This is a genomic window from Streptomyces sp. NBC_00443, from assembly GCF_036014175.1.
GTDB lineage: Bacteria > Actinomycetota > Actinomycetes > Streptomycetales > Streptomycetaceae > Streptomyces.
This window is the reverse complement of sequence record NZ_CP107917.1, coordinates 4668476-4693978: the sequence shown is the minus strand read 5'-3', so window position 1 is coordinate 4693978 and position 25503 is coordinate 4668476. Positions and strand designations below refer to the sequence as shown.

Here is a 25503-nt window from a genome sequence, read left to right as displayed (position 1 = left end):
GTGCCTGCGTGCACCGATCACGTGAAGAGGGGCTTCCACCCACGGACTTCGGACCCCGGGCTCCGGGCCTCCGGTCTCCGGACCTCTGGACTTCGGACTTCCGGGATCCGGACTTCAGGACTTCCGGACTCCGGACCTCCGAACACCGGACTTCCCGGTGGGTCACCTCTTTTCCGTCTGATCGGGCACCCCCACGCACGCGTACTCCTCTTCACCACCGGAATCCCGATCTCACCCACAGTGGAGTGCTCAGCATGAAGGCCTCTCGTATCGCCGCCGTCGGCGCCCTCGCCGGCACCACCGTGCTCGCCCTGTCCGTCCCCGCCTTCGCCCACGTCAGCGTGCAGCCGGAGGGCACCGCCGCCAAGGGCGGTTACGCGGTGGTCGACTTCAAGGTCCCGAACGAGCGCGACAACGCGTCGACCACCAAGCTCGAGGTCACCTTCCCGACCGACCACCCGCTGGCGTCCGTGATGCCGCAGCCCGTGCCCGGCTGGAAGGCCGAGGTCACCAAGTCCAAGCTGGACAAGCCGCTGGAGATGCACGGCAAGAAGATCACCGAGGCCGTCACCAAGGTCACCTGGACCGCCGACGGCAAGGGCGTCGAGCCCGGCTTCTTCCAGAAGTTCCCCGTCTCCGTCGGCACCCTGCCCGAGGACGCCGACGAGCTCGTCTTCAAGGCCATCCAGACGTACTCCAACAAGGAGGTCGTGCGCTGGATCGAGGTGCCGCAGGAGGGCCAGGAGGAGCCCGAGAACCCGGCGCCGGTGCTCGAACTGTCCGCCGCCGAGGAGGGCCACCACGGCTCGTCGTCCTCCGACAAGGCCTCCGCCGAGGCTTCCCACTCCGACGACGCCGAGGCCGCCTCCGCGAAGACGGACGCCGCCGAGCCCGCCGACAGCAGCGACACCACAGCCCGCGTGCTGGGCGTGGTCGGCATCGTCGTCGGCGCGCTGGGCGTGGCGTACGGCGTGATCGCCGGACGTCGGCGCACCGACGCCTGACGGCACCTTCGGTTCACGGCGCGCGCCGGGGCACGCCCCCGGTGCGCGCCGGAGCTCACACAACTGGGACATTTTTCTATGCGTACGAAGACCCGTAAGAAGACCTTTGCCGCGGCCGCCCTGCTCGCCGCCGCCACCCTCACCCTCTCCGCCTGCGGCAACGGTGACGACAGCGCCGAGCCCGTCACCGTGGTCTCCGAGGAGGCCGGCTCGGACAAGGCCGCCATCGTCCTCGACAAGCCGTTCGAGAAGCCGGACCTGGTCCTCACCGACACGAACGGCAAGAAGTACGACCTCCGCAAGGAGACCAAGGGCAAGCCGACGCTGATCTACTTCGGCTACACCAACTGCCCCGACGTGTGCCCGCTGACGATGAACAACGTCGCCGTCGCCAAGAAGCAGCTGCCCAAGGCCGAACAGGACGAGCTGCGCGTGGTGTTCGTCACCACCGACCCGGAGCGCGACACCGCGGCCGCGCTCGGCAAGTGGCTCAAGGGCATCGACCCGCAGGTCGTGGGCCTGACCGGCGAGTTCGACACCATCCAGGCCGGCGCCCGCACCCTCGGCATCTCCATTGAGCCGCCGCACAAGGACAAGAACGGCAAGATGGTCTCGACCCACGGCACGCAGGTCGTCGCGTTCTCGCCGAAGACCGACGCCGGGTACGTCCTCTACACCGAGGACGCCACCGTCGACGACTACACCAAGGACCTCCCCAAGCTGATCAAGGGGGCGAAGCCGTGAGGCGGCTCGCCCCGGTGACCGTGGTCCTGACCGGAGCCCTCGTCCTGGCGGGCTGCGGCTCCGGCGATTCCCAGAACGGCTCCAAGGCCGAACTGTCCGTCGGCGGCGCCTACATGCCACAGCCGGTCTCCGACTCCATGGCGGCCGGTTTCCTGACCGTCACCAACAAGGGCGGTACGAAGGACGAGCTGACGTCCGTCACCAGTGACGTCGGCGACGTGACCGCCCACGAGACGGTCGGATCGTCGATGCAGGAGGCCAAGGACGTCGCCGTCCCCCCGCATGGCCAACTCGTCTTCAAGAGCGGTGGCAGCCATCTGATGTTCGAGAAGCTGAAGCGGAAGCCGAAGCAGGGCGAGAAGGTGACCGTGAAGCTCCACTTCGCCGAGTCCGGCACGGTCACCGTCGAGATGCCGGTGAAGTCCGCCACGTACAGCCCGAAGACCGGACACTGAGGGAGAGATCGCCTTGACCCAGACCATCGCCCCCCGCGTCCGGACCCTGGTGCTGCTGCTCCTGGCCGCCACCGGACTGCTCCTCGCCGGTGCCGGGCCGGTCTCCGCGCACGCCGCGCTGACCGGCAGCGACCCCCAGCAGGGGGCGGTGGTGGAGAAGGCCCCGACGCAGGTCTCGCTGACCTTCTCCGAGGGAGTCGCACTCTCGAACGACTCCCTGCGCGTGCTCGATCCCAAGGGCAAGCGCATCGACCGCGGCGACCCGGCCAACGTCAGCGGCACGACGTACGCCGTGAAGCTCCACAGCGGCCTGCCCGACGGCACGTACACCGTCACCTACCAGGTGGTGTCCGAGGACAGCCATCCCGTCGCCGGCGCCTACACCTTCTCCATCGGCGCGCCCTCCCAGACGACCGTCTCGGTCTCCGGCCAGGAGGCGGGGGGCGGTGTCGTCGGCTGGCTCTACGGATTCGGGCGGTACGTGTCGTACGCCGGGTTCATCGTCCTGGTCGGCGGTGCTGCCTTCGTGCTGGCCTGCTGGCAGCGCGGGTCGGGGGTGCGGGCGCTGCAGCGGCTCGTCGTCACCGGATGGCTGGCCCTGACCGCCGCCACGCTCGGACTGCTGCTGCTGCGCGGCTCGTACACCAGCACCGGGAAGGTCGGCGACGTCTTCGACCTGGACCTGCTCGGACAGGTGCTGCAGACCAAGACGGGTGCGGCACTGGTGTCCCGGCTGCTGCTGCTCGCCGCGGCGGCCCTGTTCATCGCCGTGCTGTTCGGGGCGTTCGACAAGCGCGAGGACGACGAGAAGCGGGACCTGACCTTCGGGCTGGCCATCGGCGGGACCGTCGTGGCGGCGGGGCTGGGGGCGAGCTGGGCGATGTCCGAGCACGCCTCGACCGGGCTCCAGGCCGGGATCGCGATGCCGGTCGACATCCTGCACCTGCTGGCCGTCGCGAGCTGGCTCGGCGGGCTGGTCGCACTCCTCGTCGCGCTCTACCGGGCGCCCGCGGACACGCCGCTCCCGGGGTCGGCCGTACGACGGTTCTCGCGCGTCGCCTTCGGCAGCGTGCTGGCGCTGGTCGCGACCGGGATCTACCAGTCGTGGCGGCAGCTCGGGTCGTGGCCGGCGTTCACCGGCACGCGCTACGGGCAGTTGCTGCTGGTCAAGATCGGGCTTGTGGTGCTGCTGGTGGGTATCGCCTGGATCTCACGGCGGTGGACTGCGCGGCTGGCGGAGACGGTCGTGGCGAAGCCGCGGAAGGCGACCGAGGGCTCCGACGGCGAGAAGGAGCACGCCACGGCCCAGGCCGGTGCATCCGCCACCGCCTCTGCCGCAGCCTCCGGCAAGAAGGGCGCCTCGGCCGCGGTCTCCGGCAAGAAGGGCGGTGGCTCCCAGCGCGCCGACCAGCTCGCCCGGCAGCAGGCCGCGATCGATACCGCACGGCAGAAGCAGGAGCGGGACGCCGATCCGAACCGGTTCGGGCTGCGCCGCTCGGTGCTCGCGGAGGCGGGCGTCGCCGTCGTCCTGCTTGCCGTCACGACGATGCTGACGTCGACCGAACCGGGGCGTACGGAGGAGGACGCGCGGGCGGCCACGTCGTCCTCGTCGGCCGAGGCGTCGTCGACCGGTGCGCTGACGCTGGACATGTCCTTCGACACCGGGGGCGAGGACGGCAAGGGCGTCGTACGCATCGACCTCGATCCCGCGCGCGTGGGCGGCAACGAGATGCACGTCTACGTGCAGCGCCCCAACGGCCGCGCCTTCGACATCCCCGAGGTGAAGGTCGCCTTCACCCTGGAGTCCCAGGACATCGGGCCGCTGCCCGTCGTCCCCGACCACATCGCCACCGGACACTGGTCGGCGAGCGGAGTGCAGATCCCCGTGGCCGGCGAGTGGAAGATCACCGTGACCGTGCGGACCTCCGACATCGACCAGACCTCTGTCTCCAAGAACGCGCAGATCGGCTGAACCTCACCATGGCTGACCAGTCCATTCCGGAGGCCCGTACTCCCCGGGCTCCTGCGACTGCCGAGTCGGCGCCCAAGGGCGAGACGGCACTTAATGGCGGCGTTTCCGAAAGCGCCACTAATAGGGAGGGCCTGTCGCGGCGGCGGCTGCTCGGGACCGCCGGTGCGACCGGGCTGGTGCTCGGCGCGGCGGGTGGGGCCGTGGGCTACGCCGCGAGGCCGGCCGAGGCGACGCCGCTCACCTCGCTGGGCGCCGATCAGGTGATGTTTCACGGGAAACATCAGCCCGGCATCCTCCAGGCACTCCAGGCGCGCGGCCACGTCGTCGCCTTCGACCTGGCGGCGGGCGCGGGCCGCCAGGAGGCGGCTGCCTTGCTGCGCCGCTGGTCGCAGACGGCTCGGCGGCTGATGGCGGGCGAGGCGGCGCAGCAGGACGACACGGATGTCGCCCGGGACGCCGGGCCGTCGTCCCTGACGATCACCTTCGGCTTCGGGCACAGCTTCTTCGCGCGGACCGGCCTGGAGAAGCAGCGTCCGGTCTCGCTGGATCCGCTGCCCGACTTCTCCTCCGACCAGCTCGACAAGATGCGCAGCAACGGTGACCTGTGGGTGCAGATCGGCGCCAACGACGCTCTGGTCGCCTTCCACGCCCTGCGCGCGATCCAGAAGGACGCGGGCAACGCCGCCAGGGTGCGCTGGCAGATGAACGGCTTCAACCGGTCGCCGGGTGCCACCGGGCACCCGATGACCGCGCGCAACCTGATGGGCCAGATGGACGGCACGCGCAATCCGAAGCCGACGGAAGCCGACTTCGACGAGCGCATCTTCGTGCCGGAGTCAGGCTCGAAGGACCCGGCCTGGATGGCGGGCGGCTCCTACGCCGTCGTACGCCGCATCCGGATGCTGCTCGACGACTGGGAGCAGCTCTCGGTCAAGGCGCAGGAGGACGTCATCGGGCGCCGCAAGTCGGACGGGGCGCCGCTGTCCGGGGGCGCCGAGACGGCCGAGATGGACCTGGAGAAGACGGACAAGGCAGGGAACCTGGTCGTCCCCATCAACGCCCACGCGCGTATCACCCGGCCCGACCAGAACGGCGGGGCGGCGATGCTGCGGCGCCCGTTCTCCTACCACGACGGCATCGACGCGGACGGGGTGCCCGACGCGGGGCTGCTCTTCATCTGCTGGCAGGCCGACCCGCTGCGCGGCTTCGTCACCGTCCAGCGCAAGCTCGACCGGGGCGACGCGCTGTCGAAGTACATCCGGCACGAGGCGAGCGGGCTGTTCGCGGTGCCGGGCGGGGCGGCTGAAGGGGAGTACGTGGGGCAGCGGCTGCTGGAGGGGTGACGGCCGTCCTCCCGGGCCATCGGCGACGTCCGCCCTCCGGACCATCGGCCACGGACCATCCCTTACGGCGCCCGGGTGAGATGTGTAAGCCGCGTTTCGCAAGGCCCATTAGGGTGAGGTCATGCCAGCGAGCTATGCCTATCTCGGCCCCGAGGGCACCTTCACCGAGGTCGCCCTGCGCACGCTTCCCGAGGCCGCGACCCGGGAGCTGATCCCGTACGTGTCCGTGCAGTCCGCGCTCGACGCGGTGCGCGTCGGCGAGGCCGAGGCCGCGTTCGTGCCGATCGAGAACTCCGTCGAGGGCGGGATCACGACCACGCTCGACGAACTGGTCGCGGGCGCGCCTCTGATGATCTACCGCGAGGTGCTGCTGTCGATCACCTTCGCGCTGCTGGTCAGGCCCGGCACGAAGCTGTCGGACATCAAGACGGTCTCCGCGCACCCGGCCGCCCAGCCGCAGGTGCGCAACTGGCTGAAGCGGAACCTCCCGGACGCCCAGTGGGAGTCCGCCGCCTCGAACGCGGACGCCGCGCGCCTGGTCCAGGAGGGCCAGTACGACGCCGCTTTCGCTGGTGAGTTCGCGGCCGCCCGGTACGGCCTGGAGGCCCTGGAGACCGGCATCCACGACGCGGAGAACGCCCAGACGCGGTTCGTGCTGGTGGGCCGTCCCGCCCGGCCCGCGGCGCCGACCGGCGCGGACAAGACGTCCGTCGTGCTGTGGCAGCGCGACGACCACCCCGGAGGGCTGCGCGACCTTCTCGGTGAGTTCGCCACGCGCGGCATCAACCTGATGCTGCTGCAGTCCCGGCCGACCGGCGCGGGCATCGGCAACTACTGCTTCTGCATCGACGCCGAGGGGCACATCTCCGACCGCCGGGTGGCCGAGGCGCTGATGGGGCTCAAGCGGATCTGCCTGGGAGTGCGGTTCCTGGGCTCGTATCCGCGCGCGGACATGAAGCCGGAGGATGTGCAGCCGCCGCGCCTCGGGACGTCGGACGAGGACTTCGTGTCGGCGGCCGACTGGGTGGCGCGGTGCCAGGACGGGCGGTTCTGAGGAGCCCTCGGCCGCCGGTGCCGACTGGCTCCAGCGCAGCTTCCCGGCCAGTACTACCAGCGGATTATCGTTATCCACAGGGGTTATCCACAGGTACTCATCTCGACCTGGGGACAAGTCGACAGGCAAGCATGAGTCTGTCGATAAATCGTCCTCCAGGCCCTCTCGGCGTCCACCATCGCGCAAGTCACCCTTCGTCCACTCTTTTCCTTTGGGCAATCCTTTGGGGCGACCACTTTCCACTCGAAAGTGCGGATGGACTGGGTTTGTCCTGGGAATCCTCGACTCACGCGGGACGTTGCGGAGTGATCAATTCCGAAGTCCACAGCCCTTCCACACACCCTGTGGATAACTCTTCGGAGGCCGGGGGGCCCTGTGGACAACCACGATCCAAGTCCCGTTCTCCACAAGGGAATCGAGTCAACCGGCCGCCTCCCGCCTGCCCCGTTTCAGGGATTGAGACACCTTTTATTGACACGATTAGCAATTCCCCCATAACGGTACGTAAGCCGCAGTCCGGAATAGTGAGTCGTGGGCTGTCACCCCTCCCCGGTAGCCTTGAGCACGTGATTGACCTTCGCCTGCTCCGTGAGGACCCCGACCGAGTGCGCGCCTCGCAGCGCGCCCGTGGAGAGGACGTCGCGCTCGTCGACGCCCTCCTGTCTGCCGACGAGCGGCGCAGGTCGTCCGGCGTCCGCTTCGACGAGCTCCGTGCCGAGCAGAAGCAGCTCGGCAAGCTCATCCCCAAGGCCTCCGCGGACGAGAAGGCCGAGCTGCTGAAGCAGGCGAGCCAGCTCGCCGCCGACGTCAAGGCGGCCGACGCCGAGCGCGACGCGGCCGACGCCGAGACCCAGGAGCTGCTCCTCCAGCTCGGCAACCTCGTGCACCCGGACGTCCCGGTCGGCGGCGAGGAGGACTTCGTCACGCTGGAGAAGCACGGCCAGATCCGTGACTTCACGGCCGAGGGCTTCGAGCCGAAGGACCACCTGGAGCTCGGCGCGCTCCTCGGCGCGATCGACGTCGAGCGCGGCGCGAAGGTCTCGGGCTCACGCTTCTACTTCCTCACCGGCGTAGGCGCCCTTCTGGAGCTCGCTCTCGTCAACGCGGCGATCGCCCAGGCCACGGCGGCCGGCTTCACGCCGATGCTGACCCCGGCGCTGGTCCGCCCTCAGTCGATGGCCGGCACCGGATTCCTCGGCCAGGCGGCCCAGGACGTCTACCACCTCGCCGACGACGACCTCTACCTGGTCGGCACCTCCGAGGTCCCGCTCGCGGCGTACCACATGGACGAGATCATCGACGCCGACAAGCTCCCCCTGCGCTACGCGGGCTTCTCGCCCTGCTTCCGCCGCGAGGCCGGCTCGCACGGCAAGGACACCCGGGGCATCTTCCGCGTGCACCAGTTCGACAAGGTCGAGATGTTCTCGTACGTCGACCCGGCGGACTCGCAGGCCGAGCACCAGCGCCTGCTGGAGTGGGAGAAGCAGTGGCTGACGTCGCTGGAACTGCCGTACCGGGTCATCGACGTCGCCTCCGCCGACCTCGGCTCCTCGGCCGCCCGCAAGTTCGACTGCGAGGCGTGGATCCCGACGCAGGGCAAGTACCGCGAGCTGACGTCGACCTCGGACTGCACCGAGTTCCAGTCCCGCCGGCTGTCGATCCGCGTCCGTGACGGCAAGAAGGTCAAGCCGCTGGCCACGCTCAACGGCACGCTGTGCGCCGTCCCGCGCACCATCGTGGCGATCCTGGAGAACCACCAGCAGGCCGACGGTTCCGTCCGGGTCCCCGAGGTGCTGCGCCCGTACCTGGGCGGCCGGGAGGTCCTGGAGCCGGTCACCAAGTGAGCACCGGTTTTCCTTACAAGCTGATCGCGACCGATCTCGACGGAACGCTCCTGCGCTCCGACGAGTCGGTCTCGCAGCGCACCCGTGACGCCCTCGCCGCCGCGACCGCCGAGGGCGCCGCGCACATCGTCGTCACGGGCCGGGCGGTCCCCTGGACCCGCCACATCCTCGACGACCTCGGCTACCAGGGCCTCGCCGTCTGCGGCCAGGGTGCCCAGGTCTACGACGTCGGCGAGCACCGCCTGCTGACGTCGGTGACCCTGGACCGTCAACTGGCGGGCGTGGCACTGGCCAAGATCGAGGCGGAGGTCGGCCCGCTGTTCCTGGCGGCGAGCCGCGACGGCCTGGACGGCGACGTGCTGGTCGGCCCCGGCTACGCGCTCACGGGCAAACTCCCGTCCACCCCGTTCACGGACGCGTCGGATCTGTGGTCCGCCCCGCTGAACAAGATCTACATACAGCACCCGGAACTCTCCGACGACGAGCTGGCCAAGGCCGCCCGCAAGGCCGCGGGCGGCTTCGTCACGGTGGCGATGGCCGGCGAGGGCATAGTGGAACTGCTCCCCCTGGGCCTCTCCAAGGCCACGGGCCTGTCCCTGGCAGCCCGCCGCCTGGGCCTGAAGGCCGCCGACACCATCGCCTTCGGCGACATGCCGAACGACATCCCGATGTTCGCCTGGGCCGCACACGGCGTAGCCATGGCCAACGCCCACGTCGAACTGAGAGCGGTGGCGGACGAGGTGACGTCCTCCAACGAGGAGGATGGGATCGCGGTGGTGTTGGAGGGGTTGCTGGGCTGAGGGTGCGGAGGCCGGCTGAGGGTGCGGATGTCGGCTGAGGGTGCGGACGCCGGGAGCGTTCGGATGTCGGCTGGCGCCTCTCCGCGTCCACCGGCCCACGTCGGCTTGTGCCCCTAGGTAGACCACAGGTCCGACACCGGCTGGTGCCCCGTCGGCTGCCCGGCCGACGTCGGTTAGGGGCGCCTCGGTTGCCGGGCCAGCGCCCGCTACGGGTTACTGGGCCACCCCGACCCGCGCTTGCCCGGCCGACGCCGACTCGCGGGTGCCAGGCTGACGCCCACTCCCGGGTGCCGGGCCAACCCCTGCTCCGTATCGCCGAGCCGACGGCCACCCTCCCGATCGTCGGGCCGACGCCGACTCGCGGGTGCCGGGTCGCCGATGGCCCGTGGCTGGCGGCCCCGCGCACTGCGTAGCTGTCGGCCGACGTGTCCGCACGCCGGAAGCCGACGTACCCGCGCGGCGTCCGGCGGTCGTGTCGGCCCATAGGCGTCCGGGCCACCGAAACCCGCGGGCATGCGTGCCGGTCGGGGCGGCACGGGTGGGCGCGGGTGGAACCCGAAACGCCGGGGCGCGCGCCGACCTCTCAGCTGCGGCGCCGGGCCACCTGCTCAGGGCTCCAGCCTGGACACGCGGCCAAGCCCCAGTGGCAACGTCTCGCGGAGGATGCACGGATCGAACGTGCGCGGGCCCTTCAGACCCGACCACGGTTTAGCAAACCGGTGCCTTACCACTCGGCCAATCCTCCGGGTGGGCGGCCCACGCGAGAGCGACATCGCGTGCTCGAAGCGGCCGCCCCGGGCAGCTCCCCATGCGGTGCGGACTCGACGGAGGGGTAGCGATTACTCCGGAGCCTGCCGCGGACTGCCCTGACGGGAGCTGGACGTACTGTCGTGCATGGACATCGTCCGGCTCCTCTCCCAGAACGTGGCGCCAGCCTCAACCAGCGACTTCGACACAACCATGGTGCCTGTAGGCCGAGTTGGGCGCCACCGAATAAAATGGCCGTAGCGGGATCAACGGCGTCGCCACTTGCGCCGCCGCCCCTTGCTGAAGAACCACCCGGCGGGCGGTTCGTCGGAGCGCCAGGGCTGCGGCTCGGGCTTCTCCCGGCGCCAGCGGGCGGCCAGCATCCGGGCCCGGGCAGAGGGTTCCGAGGTCTCGGCCGCGCGGACGAAGTCGTCGTCCAGGACCAGGTCGTCCCAGGCGCCGTCCCCGGATCGCTCGCGATCCTCGTGCTGCGGCCTTCCGCCTGCCATCCCCGTCCTCCACTTCGTGCAGAGCACACCGTCTGCCCAGTGTGCCCGGACCGGGGTGAAGCCCCCGTCAGGAGCGGGCCCCTGTGCGGGGCCCGCTCTTTACTCCCCGCCTGCCTACTCCTCACCCGCCAGCGTCAGCGACCGCAGCTTCTGTCCCGCGTACCAGGTCGCGAGCACGGTCACCACCACCAGCAGCACGGTCGCGGTGGGCAGGGCGACATCCGACGTCACCAAGTCCCCGCCGGCGACCTTCTGCGCCACCGCCAGCGCCCACTGCTGGACGCTCAACGTGCGTGCACCCGGCACCAGGGAGCCGAACAGGGCCTCCCAGACGAGCGCGTAGACGAGCCCGAAGACCACCGCGTGCCGGGACACCGTGCCGAGCAGCAGGAAGAGCGCGGCGTACGCGATGGAGGCGACCAGCGCGGCCACCGTGTAGGCGACGGCGATCTGCTGGCCGTTGCCGTTGAGGATGAAGCCCGCGATGAAGGTGGGCAGCGCCGAGAACACCATCGTCACGGCGATCGCGACGATCAGCTTGGTGAAGATGATCGTCGGCCGTTTCACCGGCTTGGACAGCAGATACACCACCGAGCCGTCGTCGATCTCGGGCCCGATCGCGCCGGTTCCGGCGATGACGCCGATGATCGGCACCATGGTGGCGAGCGCCAGCCCGCCGAGCAGGTCGGACGCGGTCTGGTCATCGGCTCCGGCAAGGGCGCGCACCACCACCGAGATCCCGATGAGCAGCAGCGGCAACGCGCCGAGGATGAGGGCCCGGCGACGGCCGAGCAGGGCCCGGTAGGTAAGTCGGGCGACTGTGGGGTCGTACATCTTTCGGCCTCCTACGCCGCGACCAGATACGAGAACACGGACTCGAGGGACTCGTCGGACGGCGAGACCGTGAGCAGGCGGATGCCGTGCTCGCGTGCCACCCTCGGCAGCAGGACGGTGAAGCGACCGAAGTCGACGGCCTGGATGTGCAACGCGCCCTCGGCCAGGTCGACCTCGATCCCGGACGTCGACGGGTCGGCGATCAGCGCGGCCGCGAGGGTGCGGTCGTCGCTGGAGCGCACCAGGTAGCGGTGCGGGCGGTCGGTCATCAGACGGCGGATCTTGCGGAAGTCACCGCTGGCCGCGTGCCGTCCGGCGACCACGACCTCGATGTGCCAGGCGAGTTGCTCGACCTCTTCGAGGATGTGGGACGAGAACAGCACCGTGCGGCCCTCGTCGCCCATGCGTCGCAGCAGGTCCATGAGCTGCATGCGCTGACGCGGGTCCATGCCGTTGAACGGCTCGTCGAGCAGCAGCAGCGAGGGGTCGTGGACGAGGGCGCTCGCCATCTTCACGCGCTGGCGCATGCCCTTGGAGTACGTGGAGATCTTCCTGTCCTGCGCGTACTCCATCTCGACCGTGGCGAGCGCCTTCTGGGCGGCCTTGTCGCCCAGACCGTGCAACTCGGCGTTGGCGACGACGAACTCGCGGCCGGTGAGGAAGTCGTACATCGCCTCGCGCTCGGGGACGACGCCGATGTGCTTGTAGATGGCCTCGTTGCGCCAGGTCGGCTGTCCGTCGAGGGTGACGGTGCCGGTGGAGGGGGCCAGGAAGCCGCCCATCATGTTGATGAGGGTGGACTTTCCGGCGCCGTTGGGACCGAGCAGGCCGGTGACGCCGGGGCCGATCGTCATGGTGATGTCGTTGACGGCGACCACGTTGCCGAACCAGCGGGAGACGTGGTCGATCTGGAGCGTGGTCACAGTCCCACCTTCTTGTAGCGGCGCATCAGGAGGCCGTAGGCGGCGGCGATCAGGCCCAGGGTGACGAGGACGTAGACAGCGCCTTCACCGTTGCTCGGGCCCACCCCGCCCGGGAAGGCGGAGCTCGCGCCCAGGAAGGCCGACTGGACACCGTCGATCAGCGTGATCGGCGAGAAGAGGCCGATCCAGGCGATGGCGCCGCTGCTGCCTCCGCCGTCGAGGGACTGCGCGTCGGCGATGGCCTGGAGCGTGGAGACCGCGCCGTAGGAGATGGTCAGCACGGCGATCACGGCTGCGATACCGAAGCCGCGGCGCGGCGTGACTGACGCGATGACCAGGCCGATTCCGGCGAACAGCAGCGAAAGCAGTGCCACGGACACGAGTCCCTGCGCGAATCCCTTGGTCTGGTCGGCGAAGTCGAGCTTGGCCAGCAGCGCGCCCACGTAGAGCACGAGCAGCGGGGCCGCGGTGAGGAGGAACAGCGCGGAGGCCAGCGCCGCGAACTTCGCGCGGACGTAGTCGGCGGTCTCGATCGGCCGCGAGAAGTACAGCGGCACGGTCTTGAAGCGCAGGTCACGGGAGACGGACTGGGGTGCCTGCGAGGCGACGTACAGGCTGATCACGGCCTGCATGACGATCGCGTAGCGCGTGTAGTCGACGGGCAGGTCGTTGGCCTTGGTGGCGACCGCGACGGCGACCATGATGGCCGCGGGCACGCACATCACCACGAACAGCAGCATCGGCAGCACCTTGGACTTCACCGAGCGGCCGAGGCCGTAGGAGCCGCGCAGGGACTGCGAGTAGAGCGAACGGGTCGCGTAGGAGCGGCCGAGACGGGGGCCGTCGTAGCTGCGGTAGCCGATGTTGTGGATGCGGGTCTGGTCACCCGACTGTGTGGTTACGGGCTGCTCAACCGCCATGGCCGACCGCCTCCTTCCGCTGTGCGCCGGTGCTCTGCTCGCTGTGCTCGCTGTCCGTGAAGACCTCCGAGATGTGATGCCGGCGCTGCTCCATGCGCACCAGGCCGAGCCCGAGGTCGGCGACCACGTCGCGCACCAGGTCGTAGGTCTCCTCGCCCTGCGCGGTGAGCAGCAGGATGTGACCGGCGCCCGGGAGGCCGCCGCTGCCGTCGAGGACCTCCACCCCGCGCGCGTGGAGCGCGTCGCGCACCGCGCGGGTGCCGTCCGGGTGGTCGTCGGTGTCGGTGACCTCGATGGCGAGCGTCGTCGTGGTCTGGGTGAAGTCGGTGGTGGAGCTGGAGCGCAGCAGCTTGCCGCCGTCGATGACGACGACGTGGTCGCAGGTGCGCTCCAGTTCGCCCAGCAGGTGCGAGGTGACCAGGACCGAGATGCCGAAGTCGGTGTGGATGCGGCGGATGAGGCCGAGCATCTCGTCGCGGCCGACCGGGTCGAGGCCGTTGGTCGGCTCGTCCAGGAAGACCAATTGCGGGTCGTGCACGAGGGCCTGCGCCAGCTTCACGCGCTGCTTCATGCCGGTCGAGTAGCCGCCGATGGGGCGGTAGCGCTCCTCGTACAGGCCGACGTGCCGCAGCGTGTCCGCGGTGCGCTCGCGCGCGGCGGCGGGCGGCAGGCCGGACATGCGCGCCATGTGGACGACGAACTCGGTGGCCGAGACGTCGGGCGGCAGGCAGTCGTGCTCCGGCATGTACCCGACCCGCTCGCGGATGGCGGCGCCCTTGGTGGCGACGTCGAGTCCGAGCACTTCGGCACGGCCCTCGGTGGCGGGGGACAGACCCAGCAGAATCTTGATCATGGTGGACTTGCCGGCTCCATTGGCTCCGACGAGTCCGGTCACCCCGGGCCCGATGTCCATGGTCAGCCGGTCAAGCGCGGTCACCCTGGGGAACCGCTTGCTCAGGCTTTCGGTCGCGATCACAGTCACGGCATAGACGGTAGTGACCCGTACCACTCAGGTCATCAGACCCGAGGGCCGTCTTGATATCAGACCTCAGGTGTACGGGCGTCTAAGGGTCACCCTGAGGTCTCACACGATCTATTGACGCAACCTCTAACAACTGTCACATTCGTCAGTGTCAAGTTACGGGCACGTACCGCAGTCAGCGTGGACGAGGGTGGGCGGTGGCATGACGACGCCAGTGGCAGCAGGTTCGGGTGAACTGGCCGCGGAACTGCGCGGGTTCAGAAGGGTGCAGCGCCTCGCGTACGAGTGCGCGGAAGCTGTCGCCGCGCAGCTGGAGCCCGGCATCACCGAGCGCGAGGCGGCGCGCATGCAGCGCGAGTGGCTGCGCGAGCGCGGTGTGCGTGACTGGTTCCACCTGCCCTTCGCGTGGTTCGGGAACCGCACGGCGTTCGTGAACTTCCGCGTCCCGCTGCAGTTCTTCCCCACCAACCGCCGCCTGGAGCCGGGGATGCCGTTCATCCTGGACATGGCCCCGGTGTACGACGGCTTCACGGCCGACATCGGCTACTCCGGCTCGCTCGGCATCAACCCGGTGCAGGACAAGCTGATGGCCGACCTGGAGGCGCACCGCGAGCTGATCCTGCGCGAGGTGCGCGAGCGCCGGCCGCTGCGGGAGATCTACGACGACGTGGACCGGCTCATGGTCCGCCAGGGCTACGCCAACCGGCACCGCGCCTATCCCTTCGGCGTGATCGCGCACAAGGTCGACCGGGTCAGGGAACGCCGCTGGTCACCGCATGTCTTCGGGTTCGGCACCCAGTCCCTGAAGGGCCTGGCTGGCGACGCGCTGCACGGCCACCGCGAGGGCTGGTCCCCGCTCTGGTCCCCGTACCGCTTCTCCGACCACCCGCCGCAGCCGGGCCTGTGGGCGGTCGAACCGCACCTTGGCTTCAGAGGTACGGGAGCCAAGTTCGAGGAGATCCTGGTCGTCACCGACTCCGAGGATCCCGAGCAGAGCGCCTTCTGGCTGGACGACGATCTGCCGCATGTGCGGCGCTGGGCGGAGGACAAGTGACGGTGCCGGTGACTCTTCAGGGCGCGCGCGAGCGCCGGGTGCGGACCGGCGATGTCGAGCTGTGCGTCGCGGAGCTGGGCGACCCCGGCCAGCCGACGGTGATGCTCGTGCACGGCTATCCGGACAGCAAGGAGGTGTGGTCCGAGGTCGCGCCGCGGCTGGCCGACCGCTTCCATGTCGTGCTGTACGACGTCCGCGGCCACGGCCGGTCGACGGCACCGAAGCCGCTGCGCGGCGGGTTCACGCTGGAGAAGCTGACGGACGATTTCCTGGCCGTCGCGGAGGCGGTCAGTCCGGGCCGGCCCGTGCATCTGGTCGGGCACGACTGGGGCTCGGTGCAGTCCTGGGAGTTCGCCACGGTCAAGCGCACCGAGGGCAGGATCGCGTCCTTCACCTCGATGTCGGGGCCGTCCCTCGACCACTTCGGCCACTGGATCGGCGGGCGCCTCAAGCGGCCCACCCCGCGCCGGCTCGGCCAGCTCCTCGGCCAGGGCGCCAAGTCCTGGTACGTCTACGCGCTGCACACGCCCGTCCTGCCCGAGCTGGCCTGGCGCGGCCCCCTCGGCAAGACCTGGCCGCGCATCCTGGAGCGCATGGAGAAGGTCCCCGGCAGCGGCTACCCGACCTCGTCCCTGCCGACGGACGCGGCGCACGGGGCATGGCTGTACCGGGACAACGTACGAGCCCGGCTGAGCCGCCCGCGCGCGGACGCCTACGCACACGCACCCGTGCAGCTCATCACGCCCCTCGGGGACGCCTTCCTGTCGGAGCGGCTCTACGACGAACTGGAGCAGTGGGTTCCGCAGTTGACCCGGCGCACCCTTCCGGCGAAGCACTGGATCCCTCGCTCACGGCCCGACCAACTGGTGTCCTGGATCACGGAGTTCGTGACGTCCGTCGAGGGCGGGCGACCGAAAGGTGTGACCGCGACAGGGAAGTACGCCGACCGCTTCGGCGGGCAGCTCGTCCTGGTCACCGGCGCCGGCAGCGGCATCGGACGGGCGACGGCGTACGCCTTCGCGGAGGCCGGCGCGCGCGTGGTGGCCGTCGACCGGGACGCCGAGGCCGCGGGCCGCACCGCCGAGATGTCCCGGCTGATCGGCGCACCCGAGGCCTGGGCCGAGACCGTCGACGTCTCCGACGAGCAGGCCATGGAGAAGCTCGCCGCGAAGGTCGCCACCGAGTACGGCGTGGTGGACGTCCTGGTGAACAACGCCGGGATCGGTCTGTCGGGCTCCTTCTTCGACACCACACCGGAGGACTGGAAGAAGGTCCTCGACGTCAATCTGTGGGGCGTCATCCACGGCTGCCGGCTGTTCGGCAAGCAGATGGCCGAGCGCGGACAGGGCGGCCACATCGTCAACACCGCGTCGGCGGCGGCGTACCAGCCCTCCAAGGCGCTGCCCGCCTACAGCACGTCCAAGGCGGCCGTACTGATGCTCAGCGAGTGCCTGCGCGCCGAGCTGGCCGGCCAGGACATCGGCGTCACCGCGATATGCCCCGGCTTCGTCAACACCAGCATCACCTCGACCGCGCACTTCGCCGGGGTCGACGCCGATGAGGAGAAGCGGCGCCAGAAGAAGTCCGCGCGTCTGTACGGGCTGCGGAACTATCCGCCCGAGAAGGTCGCCGACGCGATCCTGCGGGCGGTGGTGCGTGGCGATGCGGTGGTTCCTGTGACGCCTGAGGCACGTGGCGCGTATCTCATGTCGAGGTTCACGCCGAAGGCGCTGCGCAGGATCGCGCGGTTGGAGCCGCCGCTATGAGCGACGGGGAGCCTGCGCGCGGGGGAGCGGTTGGCGGCGAGGGCCGGCCCGGGAGGCGCGGTGATGCCGGGCGCGCGGCCGGGTCGGCGCCTGCGCCCGCCTACCGGATCGAGGACCTCGCGCACCTCAGCGGCGCCACCGTCCGCACCATCCGTGCCTACCAGGACCGCGGCCTGCTCCCCCGCCCGGAGCGCCGTGGCCGGGCCAACCTCTACGCGGACGCCCATCTCAACCGCCTGCGCCAGATCGCCGATCTCCTCGACCGCGGCTACACCCTGGCGTCCATCAAGGAGCTCCTGGAGGCCTGGGACGCCGGTCGTGGCCTCGGTGGGGTGCTCGGGCTGGTCGCCGAGGTGGACGGGCCGTGGACCGACGAGGAGGCGGTACGGATCTCGCGTGCCGAGCTGGAGGAGCGCTTCGGAGGCACCCCGGACGACGCGGCGGTGGCCGAGGCCGTCGAGCTCGGCGTACTCGAAGCAGTCCCCGGCGACGAGGACTCCTTCGTCGTTCCGAGCCCTCAAGAGCTCTCCGTCGCGGTCGAGTTGCACTCCGCCGGGGTTCCGCTGTCCGCGATCTCTGACCATCTGCGGGAGTTGAGGGGCCAGGTCGAGCACATCGCCGCCCGTTTCCTGGAGTTCACCACCGAGCACGTCTTCGCGCGCTACCTCGACGGCTCGCACCGCCCGACGGACGCGGAGGCCGCCGAGGCGGCCACTCTCGTACGACGGTTGCGTCCACTCGCCCAGCACACCGTGGACGCGGAACTCGCCCGCGCCATGCGGCTGTTGGCGGTTCAGCATCTGCGTCAGCACTTGGGGGCGGACGCGAGCCCGGAACCGCAGAACCGGACGAGAACGGTGTCCGTACCCGAGGTGACAATGCAGGCGGTGGAGAGCCTGGTTGGCGCAAAGCAGTCAGCGGAGTTCATCACACTGGCTGCCGAACGGGAAGTGCGGGCCCGGACCTTGGACCGGCTGGCCGCAAGTCACGGCACATCAGATGATCTTGACGAAACCCCTTGAAACGACGGCTCGTTGTCCACAGAATCGCCAATTCCCCTGTGGATAACCGTACTTGGTTGTGGATCAAACATCCGGAGTGAAATCGTTCGCGTGATTCGGGCCTCCCCCGGCAGTCTGGTGGCATGGACGAAAGACGCACCGTGAAGGTGTCGAAGTACCTCTCGAAGCACCTGCGCCACCAGCCCGAGCGCATCGGGCTCACCCTCGACGAGGGCGGCTGGGTCGAGATCGAGACACTGATCGCCGCCGCGACGGCGCACGGATTCCGGGTCACCCGGGAAGAGCTGGATCACGTGGTGGCCGCCAATGACAAGCAGCGCTTCGCGATCGAGGGCACCCGGATCCGCGCCAGCCAGGGCCACAGCATCGACGTCGAACTCGGACTGCCCCCGGCGACGCCGCCGCCCTTCCTCTACCACGGCACCGTGGCCCGCAACCTGGACGCGATTCGCAGCGCCGGCCTCCTGCCCATGAACAGGCACGACGTGCACCTCTCCGCCGACCGTGAGACAGCGACGCGGGTCGGCGCCCGGCGCGGCCGCCCGGTGGTGCTCTCCGTGGACGCCGGCGCCATGCACCGCGACGGCCACGTCTTCCACGTCAGCGCTAACGGGGTGTGGCTGACGAAGGCCGCGCCGCCGGAGTATCTGCGGTTCCCCGAGGCGCACACCGGGTGATCGACCTCGCTCCGTGGCCGAGCAGCCGCGGGCGGTGGCTGTTTCACGTGAAACCCATTCGGCCGCATACGCTCGATGCATGAGTATGCGCTTGAGCACCGTGATCCTCCCTCACCGCCGCTGGTCCGAGGGGGGCCGCGAGGCATGGCAGCGCGCGGAGGAGCTCGGCTTCCACACCGCGTACACCTACGACCACCTGTCCTGGCGGAGCTTCCGGGACGGCCCCTGGTTCGGCGCCGTGCCGACGCTGACCGCCGCCGCGGCGGTCACCGACCGGCTACGGCTGGGCACCCTGGTGACCTCGCCGAACTTCCGGCATCCGGTGAACCTCGCCAAGGAGCTGATCTCGCTCGATGACATCTCGGGCGGCCGGGTCACGCTCGGCATCGGCGCGGGCGGCACCGGCTTCGACGCCACCGCGCTCGGCCAGGAGCCATGGACCCCGCGCGAGCGTGCCGACCGGTTCGCCGAGTTCACCGCACTGCTGGACCAACTGCTGACCGAGGACTCGGTGTCATACGAGGGCGACTTCTACTCGGCGCACGAGGCGCGCAACATCCCGGGCTGTGTGCAGCGCCCCCGGCTGCCGTTCGCGGTCGCCGCGACCGGGCCGCGCGGACTGCGGCTCGCCGCACGCCATGGACAGGCGTGGGTGACGACGGGCGACCCGAAGCTGTACGAGAACGGCACTCCTGAACAGTCGGTTCAAGCCATTCGCGGACAGGTCGGGAAACTGGCCGACGCCTGCGCCGAGATCGGCCGGGACGTGGCCGGGCTCGACAAGATCCTGCTGACCGGGTTCACCCCGGACCGCGGTCGTCCGCTGGAGTCCCTCGACGCGTTCGTGGACTTCGCCGGGCGCCATCAGGAGCTGGGATTCACCGAGATCGTGGTCCACTGGCCGATCCCGGACTCGGACTTCGCGGCCGACGAGAAGGTCTTCGAGCAGATCGCCATGGAGGCGACGGCCCAGCTGCACTGAGCTCACGCGAGCGACGATGCTGGTCAGGGGGATGCGGGCGGTGTTCGCAGGGGCGGTTTCTCCTCAGTGAGGACTCAGATGTGCGGCCTGCTGCACGGCCGTGCAGGCATATGCGGGAGAATGGCTCAGTGACCTCAGCGACTCGACAGCCCCAGACCCCGGCCGCCGCTGTCCGCCCGCGGCTCATCGCCACCGACCTGGACGGCACGTTGCTGCGGGACGACAAGTCCGTCTCCCCTCGCACGGTCGCCGCGCTTGCCGCCGCCGAGGAGGCGGGCATCGAGGTGTTCTTCGTCACCGGCCGCCCCGCGCGCTGGATGGACGTCGTCAGCGACCACGTGCACGGGCACGGCCTGGCGATCTGCGGCAACGGCGCCGCCGTGGTCGACCTGCACGGCGGCCCCGGCACCCATCAGTTCGTGAAGGTGCGCGAGCTGGCCCGCGAGAACGCCCTGGACGCCGTACGACTGCTGCGTGACGCGGCTGAGGGCACGGTGTACGCGGTGGAGCAGACGTACGGCTTCTACCAGGAGCCGGGCTATCCCAAGCTGCACATGGAGATACCGGACAACCTCGCGCCGGCCGAGGACCTCCTGGCGCCGGACGCCCCCGGAGCCGGCGAACCGGTGCTCAAGATCCTCGCCTACCACCCCACCCTCGACCCCGACGCCTTCCTCACCCTCGCCCGCCTCGCCATCGGCGACCGGGCCAACGTCACCCGCTCCAGCCCCAGCGCCCTGCTGGAGATCAGCGGCCCCGGCGTCTCCAAGGCCAGCACGCTCGCCCTGTGCTGCGCCGAGCGCGGCATCTCGCACGAGGAGGTCGTGGCCTTCGGGGACATGCCCAACGACGTCGAGATGCTGACGTGGGCGGGCCAGTCCTACGCGATGGGCAACGCGCACCCGGATGTCATCGCCGCCGCGTCGGGGCGGACGGTCGCCAACAACGAGGACGGCGTGGCCGTGGTGATCGAACAGCTGCTGGCGAAGCGGGACTAGGACCTGTCATTTGGGTCAGGTCGGCTGGGAGGTACCGCGCCCTTCAGCCGACCCGAGACCCCGCGACGCCGGCGTGATCCAAACGACAGACCCTGGGCCTACCCGAGCGGCACTCCGCGTTCGGAGAGCCACGGCACCGGGTCCACCCCCGAGCCCAGTTCCGGAGTGACCCGCACCTCGAAGTGCAGGTGCGGGCCGGTGGAGTTGCCGGTCGTGCCCGACTGGCCGATCCACTGCCCGGTGTCGACCCGCTCGTCCTGGTCGACGGCAACGGCGGCGAGGTGGGCGTACTGCGTGTAGTAGCCGTCCGTGTGCCGGACTACGACCTCCATGCCGAAGGCGCCTGCGCACGCCACCTTCACCACACGCCCGTCCCCGACCGCCCGCACGGGCGTGCCGATCGGCACCGCGAAATCCTGCCCGGTGTGCCGTTTCGCCCAGCGCTTTCCGCCGCTGCCGAACGCGGCGGACAGCTCGTACTTCGCGACCGGCGTGACCCAGGCGCTCGTGCCGTCCGTCTCCTTCTGGTCGAGCCGCACCGCGCCCGGGCACGATCCGGCGGCCACGGAGACGTCGGCCTGCCCCTGCAACTCCCACCGCGCCTCTTCGAGCTTGTCCTCGATGCCCTGCTTCAGTACGGCGAGCTCGGCGTTGCGCTTCTCCAGCACCTGCCAGGCCGCCGCGGCTTTGGCCTCGTCCCCGGCAAGCCGCACCTCGGCACGGTGGCTCTTCTCGATGGAGTTGGCGACGGCCAGGTTCGCCTGCGAGAACACATGCTGACCGCGCATCAACTGGTCCGGGCTGGTCGCGAGGATGATCTGCGCGGTGAGCGGCATGCCGCCGCCGTCGCGGTACTGGGCGCGCGCGATCCGGCCCAGGTCCTCACGCAGGACGCCGATCTCCCGCCGCTCCCGTTCGAGCAGCGCCTCGATGCGCAGTGCCTTCGCCCGCCGCGTCTCAGCCTGCTTCCGCCCCGCCTCGTACCGCTCCGTCGCCCGGGCCGCGTCCTCGTACAGCTTGACCACCCGTGCGCTGAGGGCCGAGTCGGTGCCGTTGTGGCCAGGAGTGCCCTTGCCGTCACCGCCCGCGTAGGCGGGCCGGGCCACGAGGCCGACGAGCGCACACAGCAGCGCCGGAACGACCAGGAGGCGACGGCGATATGAGCACATGTCAGCGATCCTGGCCCGCGGGGCGGGCGAGGGCCCTGTTCAAGTCGTACAGCTGGGGGACGTGTTGCTGCGGATGGGTCAGTGCGGCCGTTGACACGAGCGCCGACGAGCGTCACCGCCCACGTCGGCCGCCTGCGGGTGGAATGCCGGACAGACAGCGCCCACGGCCACGGGCCGGTCGGCCGCTACGGCGCCCCCACCAGCAGATCCGACTGCTCCTCCCGCTCCACCATCCCCCGCAGCGGCCCGTCCACAGTGACCAGCTCCGCGAACGTGCCCCGCTGCACCACCCGCCCCTCGTCCAGGACGACCACCTCGTCCACGGCCTCCAGCCCGGCGAGCCGGTGCGTGATGAGCAGGGTCGTACGGCCCTCGGTGGCGGTCAGCAGGTCGGCGGTGAGGGCGTCGGCGGTCGGCAGGTCCAGGTGCTCGGCGGGCTCGTCCAGGACGAGGACGGGGAAGTCGGCGAGCAGTGCGCGGGCCAGCGCGAGCCGCTGCCGCTGACCGCCCGACAGCCGCGCCCCGTGCTCACCCACGAGCGTGTCCAGCCCGTCGGGCAGACCGTCGGCCCAGTCGAGCAGCCGGGCGCGGTGCAGCGCATCACGCAGTTCGGCCTCGGTGGCGTCCTTCCTGGCGAGGAGCAGGTTCTCGCGCACGGAGCTGTCGAAGAGGTGCGCGTCCTGGGCGCAGAGTCCGACGAGACGCCGTACGTCGTCCCCGTCCAGCGCGTGCGTGTCCACGCCGCCCAGCGTGTACGAGCCCGCGTCGGCGTCCAGGAAGCGCAGCAGCACCTGCGCCAGCGTCGTCTTGCCGGACCCGGACGGGCCGACCACGGCGATCCGGCGGCCCTCCTCCAGGGTCAGGTCGAGGCCGGTGAGCGCGTCCCGGTCCTGCCCGGCGTGGCGGGCGGTCAGGCCCCTGACGGCTACCGGGAAGGTCGATGCGGGCGCCTGCCGGTGCCGGTCGGGCTCCCGTACGGGCTCGGGCGCGTCCAGCACCTCGTACACGCGCTCGGCGCTCTTGCGCACCCGCTGGCGGTACTGCACGGCGAGCGGCAGCCCCAGGACGGCCTCGAAGGCGGCCAGCGGGATGAGGACGACGACGGCCGTCGTCACGCCGCCCAGCCGCCCGTCGGCGACCGCCTGGACGCCCACGAAGGCAGTGGCGGCAACGGTGATCCCGCAGATCAGCGCGGTGAGCCCGTCGCCGAGCGCGGTCGCGGAGGCGGCGCGTGAGGCGATCCGGGTCAACGTCCCGTCGGCCCGCCGCGCTTCTGCCGTACGGCTGGGCAGGGCGCCGGCGACGGTCAGTTCAGCGGTGCCGGTGAGCAGGTCCGTGACGCGTGTCGCGAGCTGTCCGCGGGCCGGCGCCAGCCGACGCTCGGCGCGCCGGGCGACGGCACCGGTGAGGAGCGGGACTCCGGCCCCGGCCGCGAGGAGCCCGGCCGCGAGTACGGCGCCCGCCTCGGGCAGCAGCCAGGCCGTGAAACCGACGGCCCCGGCGGACACGACGGTCGCGGCAGCGGCGGGCAGCAGCCACCGCAGCCAGTAGTCCTGCAGCGCGTCCACATCCGCGACGAGCCTCGACAGCAGGTCGCCCCGACGCGTGCGTCGCAGCCCGGCGGGTGCCAGCCGCTCCAGCCGCCGGTACACGGCGACCCGGGTGTCGGCCAGCATCCGCAGCACAGTGTCGTGCGACACCAGCCGCTCGGCGTACCGGAACACGGCCCGTCCGATACCGAAGGCGCGCGTCGCCGTCACGGCCACCATCAGATACAGCACGGGCGGCTGCTGCGAGGCCCTTGAGATGAGCCACCCGGAGGTCGCCATGAGCCCGACGGCGCTGCCGAGCGCGAGGCTGCCGAGCACCAGCGCGAGGACGAGGCGACCGCGCCGGGGACCGGACATGGCGCGGACGCGGGCGAGAACACCGTGTGTGGCTGCGGTGAGCGGCACGGTCCCGGCGTCGTCGGACGCGGAACCGCCGTGCAGGTCCTGCTCGATCGGACGGTCAACGGACGCCCTGGGCGAGGCCTCTGCCGACATCGGCGCCACGGCCTCCGTCAGCCGCACCACCCGGTTCGCCACCCCCAGCAAAGCCGGCCGATGCACCACCAGCAGCACCGTCCGCCCGACCGCCAGCCTCCGCACGGCCTCCACGACCCCGGCCTCAGTGGCCCCGTCGAGCGCGGCCGTCGGCTCATCGAGGAGCAGGACAGGCCGATCCGCCAGGAACGCCCTGGCCAGCGCGAGCCGCTGCCGCTGTCCTGCTGACAGCCCGACCCCGTCCTCGCCCAGCACGGTGTCGACACCCTGGGGCAGCGCGTCCACGAACTCCAGCGCCCCGGCATTGCCCAGCGCCTGCCGCACGGCGGCGTCGTCCGCATCGGGACGCGCCAGCCGTACGTTCTCGGCGATCGTCCCGGCGTACAGATGCGGCCGCTGCGGCACCCAGGCGATCCGTGAGCGCCATTCGTCAAGATCGAGTTCGGCAAGATCCGCTCCCCCGACCAGGATCCGCCCCTCGGTCGGCCGCACGAACCCCAACAGCGCCTTCAGCAGCGTCGACTTGCCCGCGCCGCTCGGCCCGACGAGCGCGACCGTCTCGCCGGGCTCCACGGCGAAGGACACGTCCGACACCGCGTCTGTGGACCGTTCGGGGTAGCGGACCGAAACGCCCTCGAACGACACCGCCCCAGTCGGCACCGCCGCGCCTCCCGACGCGGGCGCCGGAGTCTCCAGCACCTCGAAGATCTCCTCAGCCGCGGACAGGCCCTCGGCCGCCGCGTGGTACTGCGCCCCCACCTGACGCAGCGGCAGGTAGGCCTCGGGCGCCAGCACGAGGATGACCAGACCGTCGTACAGGTGCATATCGCCGTGGACGAGGCGCATGCCGATCGTCACCGCGACCAGGGCCACCGAGAGCGTCGAGAGCAGCTCCAGCGCGAAGGAGGAGATGAAGGCGATGCGCAGGGTCCGCATGGTCGCCCGGCGGTATTCGTCGGTGATCCGCCGGATCGACTCGGCCTGCGCCTTGGCACGCCCGAACACCTTCAGGGTCGGCAGTCCGGCTACGACGTCCAGGAAGTGCCCGGACAGCCGGGACAGCATGCGCCACTGACGGTCCATCCGGGACTGCGTGGCCCAGCCGATCAGCATCATGAAGACCGGGATCAGTGGCAGGGTGCCGACGATGATGGCCGCAGACACCCAGTCCTCGGTCACGATCCGCGCCAGCACCGCGATCGGTACGACCACCGCGAGCCCCAACTGCGGCAGATAGCGCGAGAAGTAGTCGTCGAGGGCGTCCACGCCTCGCGTGGCGAGCGCGACCAGCGATCCGGTCCGCTGGCCGCTCAGCCAGTCGGGCCCCAGCTCGGTCGCCCGCTCCAGCAGTCGCCCGCGCAGCTCCGACTTCACGGCCGCGCCGGCACGGTGTGCGGCGAGTTCGGTGAGCCAAGCGACCACTGCGCGGCCTACGGCCACGGCCACCAACAGCAGTAGGGGAGTGCGCAGTTCAGCGGCGGACATGCCGTGTTGGAACGCCCCCACCACCGCCTCCGCGATGAGCATCGCCTGTGCGACGACCAGCACGGCGCCGACGGCACCCAGGCCAACGACAGCAATCAGGAAGAGGCGGGTGGCGCGGGCGTATCGGAGGAGACGCGGATCGATCGGTTTCACGTGAAACATGCCCTTCGGTCC

Annotated in this window: 21 protein-coding genes and 1 tRNA gene; 14 read left to right on the top strand and 8 right to left on the bottom strand. The window is 70.5% G+C overall.

The window, feature by feature from the left end; translation table 11 throughout:
- The first annotated feature begins 254 nt into the window (after positions 1-254).
- The 8 genes from OHO27_RS21160 to OHO27_RS21125 all read left to right on the top strand — a co-directional run bounded on the left by OHO27_RS21160 (position 255) and on the right by OHO27_RS21125 (position 9216).
- The gene (locus tag OHO27_RS21160; protein ID WP_328426225.1) at positions 255-1004 is read left to right on the top strand and encodes a YcnI family copper-binding membrane protein; all 750 of its coding nucleotides are present in this window, start codon (positions 255-257) and stop codon (positions 1002-1004) included.
- Between the two features lie 78 nt (positions 1005-1082).
- The gene (locus tag OHO27_RS21155) at positions 1083-1748 is read left to right on the top strand and encodes an SCO family protein (RefSeq protein ID WP_328426223.1); all 666 of its coding nucleotides are present in this window, start codon (positions 1083-1085) and stop codon (positions 1746-1748) included.
- Complete coding sequence (locus OHO27_RS21150; protein WP_328426221.1) at positions 1745-2203, top strand: copper chaperone PCu(A)C; 459 nt, start codon at positions 1745-1747, stop codon at positions 2201-2203. The genes OHO27_RS21155 and OHO27_RS21150 overlap by 4 nt, the downstream gene beginning before the upstream one ends.
- A gap of 13 nt (positions 2204-2216) precedes the next feature.
- Positions 2217-4175, top strand: a complete 1959-nt coding sequence (locus OHO27_RS21145) for a copper resistance CopC/CopD family protein (protein ID WP_328426219.1) — start codon at positions 2217-2219, stop codon at positions 4173-4175.
- An 8-nt stretch (positions 4176-4183) separates the two neighbouring features.
- Positions 4184-5518, top strand: coding sequence for an iron uptake transporter deferrochelatase/peroxidase subunit (gene efeB, locus OHO27_RS21140; protein ID WP_328426217.1), 1335 nt, complete (start codon positions 4184-4186; stop codon positions 5516-5518).
- 121 nt (positions 5519-5639) lie between these two features.
- Positions 5640-6572 carry a prephenate dehydratase gene (gene pheA / locus OHO27_RS21135; protein ID WP_328426215.1) on the top strand — a complete coding sequence of 311 codons (933 nt, stop codon included), beginning with the start codon at positions 5640-5642 and terminating at the stop codon, positions 6570-6572.
- Between the two features lie 566 nt (positions 6573-7138).
- Entirely contained in the window at positions 7139-8416 is a 1278-nt protein-coding gene (serS, locus tag OHO27_RS21130) for a serine--tRNA ligase (protein ID WP_328426213.1), read from the top strand.
- Complete coding sequence (locus OHO27_RS21125) at positions 8413-9216, top strand: HAD family hydrolase (protein ID WP_328426211.1); 804 nt, start codon at positions 8413-8415, stop codon at positions 9214-9216. Before serS ends, OHO27_RS21125 begins: the two co-directional genes overlap by 4 nt.
- A gap of 657 nt (positions 9217-9873) precedes the next feature.
- Here OHO27_RS21125 and OHO27_RS21120 read toward each other — a convergent pair.
- From OHO27_RS21120 to OHO27_RS21095, 6 genes are all read right to left on the bottom strand, one after another.
- Positions 9874-9961, bottom strand: a tRNA-Ser gene (locus OHO27_RS21120).
- Between the two features lie 268 nt (positions 9962-10229).
- A complete protein-coding gene (locus OHO27_RS21115; RefSeq protein WP_328426209.1) occupies positions 10230-10472 on the bottom strand; it encodes an SGM_3592 family protein in 243 nt (80 codons plus the stop codon).
- A 114-nt stretch (positions 10473-10586) separates the two neighbouring features.
- Positions 10587-11306 carry an ABC transporter permease gene (locus OHO27_RS21110; RefSeq protein WP_328426207.1) on the bottom strand — a complete coding sequence of 240 codons (720 nt, stop codon included), beginning with the start codon at positions 11304-11306 and terminating at the stop codon, positions 10587-10589.
- A gap of 11 nt (positions 11307-11317) precedes the next feature.
- Positions 11318-12229 carry an ABC transporter ATP-binding protein gene (locus OHO27_RS21105; RefSeq protein WP_328426205.1) on the bottom strand — a complete coding sequence of 304 codons (912 nt, stop codon included), beginning with the start codon at positions 12227-12229 and terminating at the stop codon, positions 11318-11320.
- The gene (locus OHO27_RS21100) at positions 12226-13149 is read right to left on the bottom strand and encodes an ABC transporter permease (RefSeq protein ID WP_328426204.1); all 924 of its coding nucleotides are present in this window, start codon (positions 13147-13149) and stop codon (positions 12226-12228) included. The genes OHO27_RS21105 and OHO27_RS21100 overlap by 4 nt, the downstream gene beginning before the upstream one ends.
- Complete coding sequence (locus OHO27_RS21095; RefSeq protein WP_328430499.1) at positions 13139-14125, bottom strand: ABC transporter ATP-binding protein; 987 nt, start codon at positions 14123-14125, stop codon at positions 13139-13141. Before OHO27_RS21095 ends, OHO27_RS21100 begins: the two co-directional genes overlap by 11 nt.
- A gap of 208 nt (positions 14126-14333) precedes the next feature.
- Here OHO27_RS21095 and OHO27_RS21090 point away from each other — a divergent pair, with 208 nt between their 5' ends.
- The 6 genes from OHO27_RS21090 to OHO27_RS21065 all read left to right on the top strand — a co-directional run bounded on the left by OHO27_RS21090 (position 14334) and on the right by OHO27_RS21065 (position 20630).
- Positions 14334-15185 (top strand): M24 family metallopeptidase, encoded by an 852-nt coding sequence (locus OHO27_RS21090; protein WP_328426202.1) that lies wholly within the window; start codon positions 14334-14336, stop codon positions 15183-15185.
- 8 nt (positions 15186-15193) lie between these two features.
- A complete protein-coding gene (locus OHO27_RS21085; RefSeq protein ID WP_328430498.1) occupies positions 15194-16951 on the top strand; it encodes an SDR family oxidoreductase in 1758 nt (585 codons plus the stop codon).
- Positions 16948-17973 carry a MerR family transcriptional regulator gene (locus OHO27_RS21080; protein WP_328426200.1) on the top strand — a complete coding sequence of 342 codons (1026 nt, stop codon included), beginning with the start codon at positions 16948-16950 and terminating at the stop codon, positions 17971-17973. The genes OHO27_RS21085 and OHO27_RS21080 overlap by 4 nt, the downstream gene beginning before the upstream one ends.
- Before the next feature lie 122 nt (positions 17974-18095).
- Positions 18096-18650 carry an RNA 2'-phosphotransferase gene (locus OHO27_RS21075; protein ID WP_328426198.1) on the top strand — a complete coding sequence of 185 codons (555 nt, stop codon included), beginning with the start codon at positions 18096-18098 and terminating at the stop codon, positions 18648-18650.
- Between the two features lie 79 nt (positions 18651-18729).
- A complete protein-coding gene (locus tag OHO27_RS21070; protein ID WP_328426196.1) occupies positions 18730-19632 on the top strand; it encodes an LLM class flavin-dependent oxidoreductase in 903 nt (300 codons plus the stop codon).
- A 110-nt stretch (positions 19633-19742) separates the two neighbouring features.
- Positions 19743-20630 (top strand): Cof-type HAD-IIB family hydrolase, encoded by an 888-nt coding sequence (locus OHO27_RS21065; protein WP_328426194.1) that lies wholly within the window; start codon positions 19743-19745, stop codon positions 20628-20630.
- A 98-nt stretch (positions 20631-20728) separates the two neighbouring features.
- On the opposite strand, the gene OHO27_RS21060 is transcribed toward OHO27_RS21065, so the two are convergent.
- Entirely contained in the window at positions 20729-21799 is a 1071-nt protein-coding gene (locus tag OHO27_RS21060) for a M23 family metallopeptidase (protein ID WP_328426192.1), read from the bottom strand.
- Between the two features lie 185 nt (positions 21800-21984).
- Entirely contained in the window at positions 21985-25491 is a 3507-nt protein-coding gene (gene cydD, locus OHO27_RS21055; protein ID WP_328426190.1) for a thiol reductant ABC exporter subunit CydD, read from the bottom strand.
- Positions 25492-25503 lie beyond the last annotated feature (12 nt).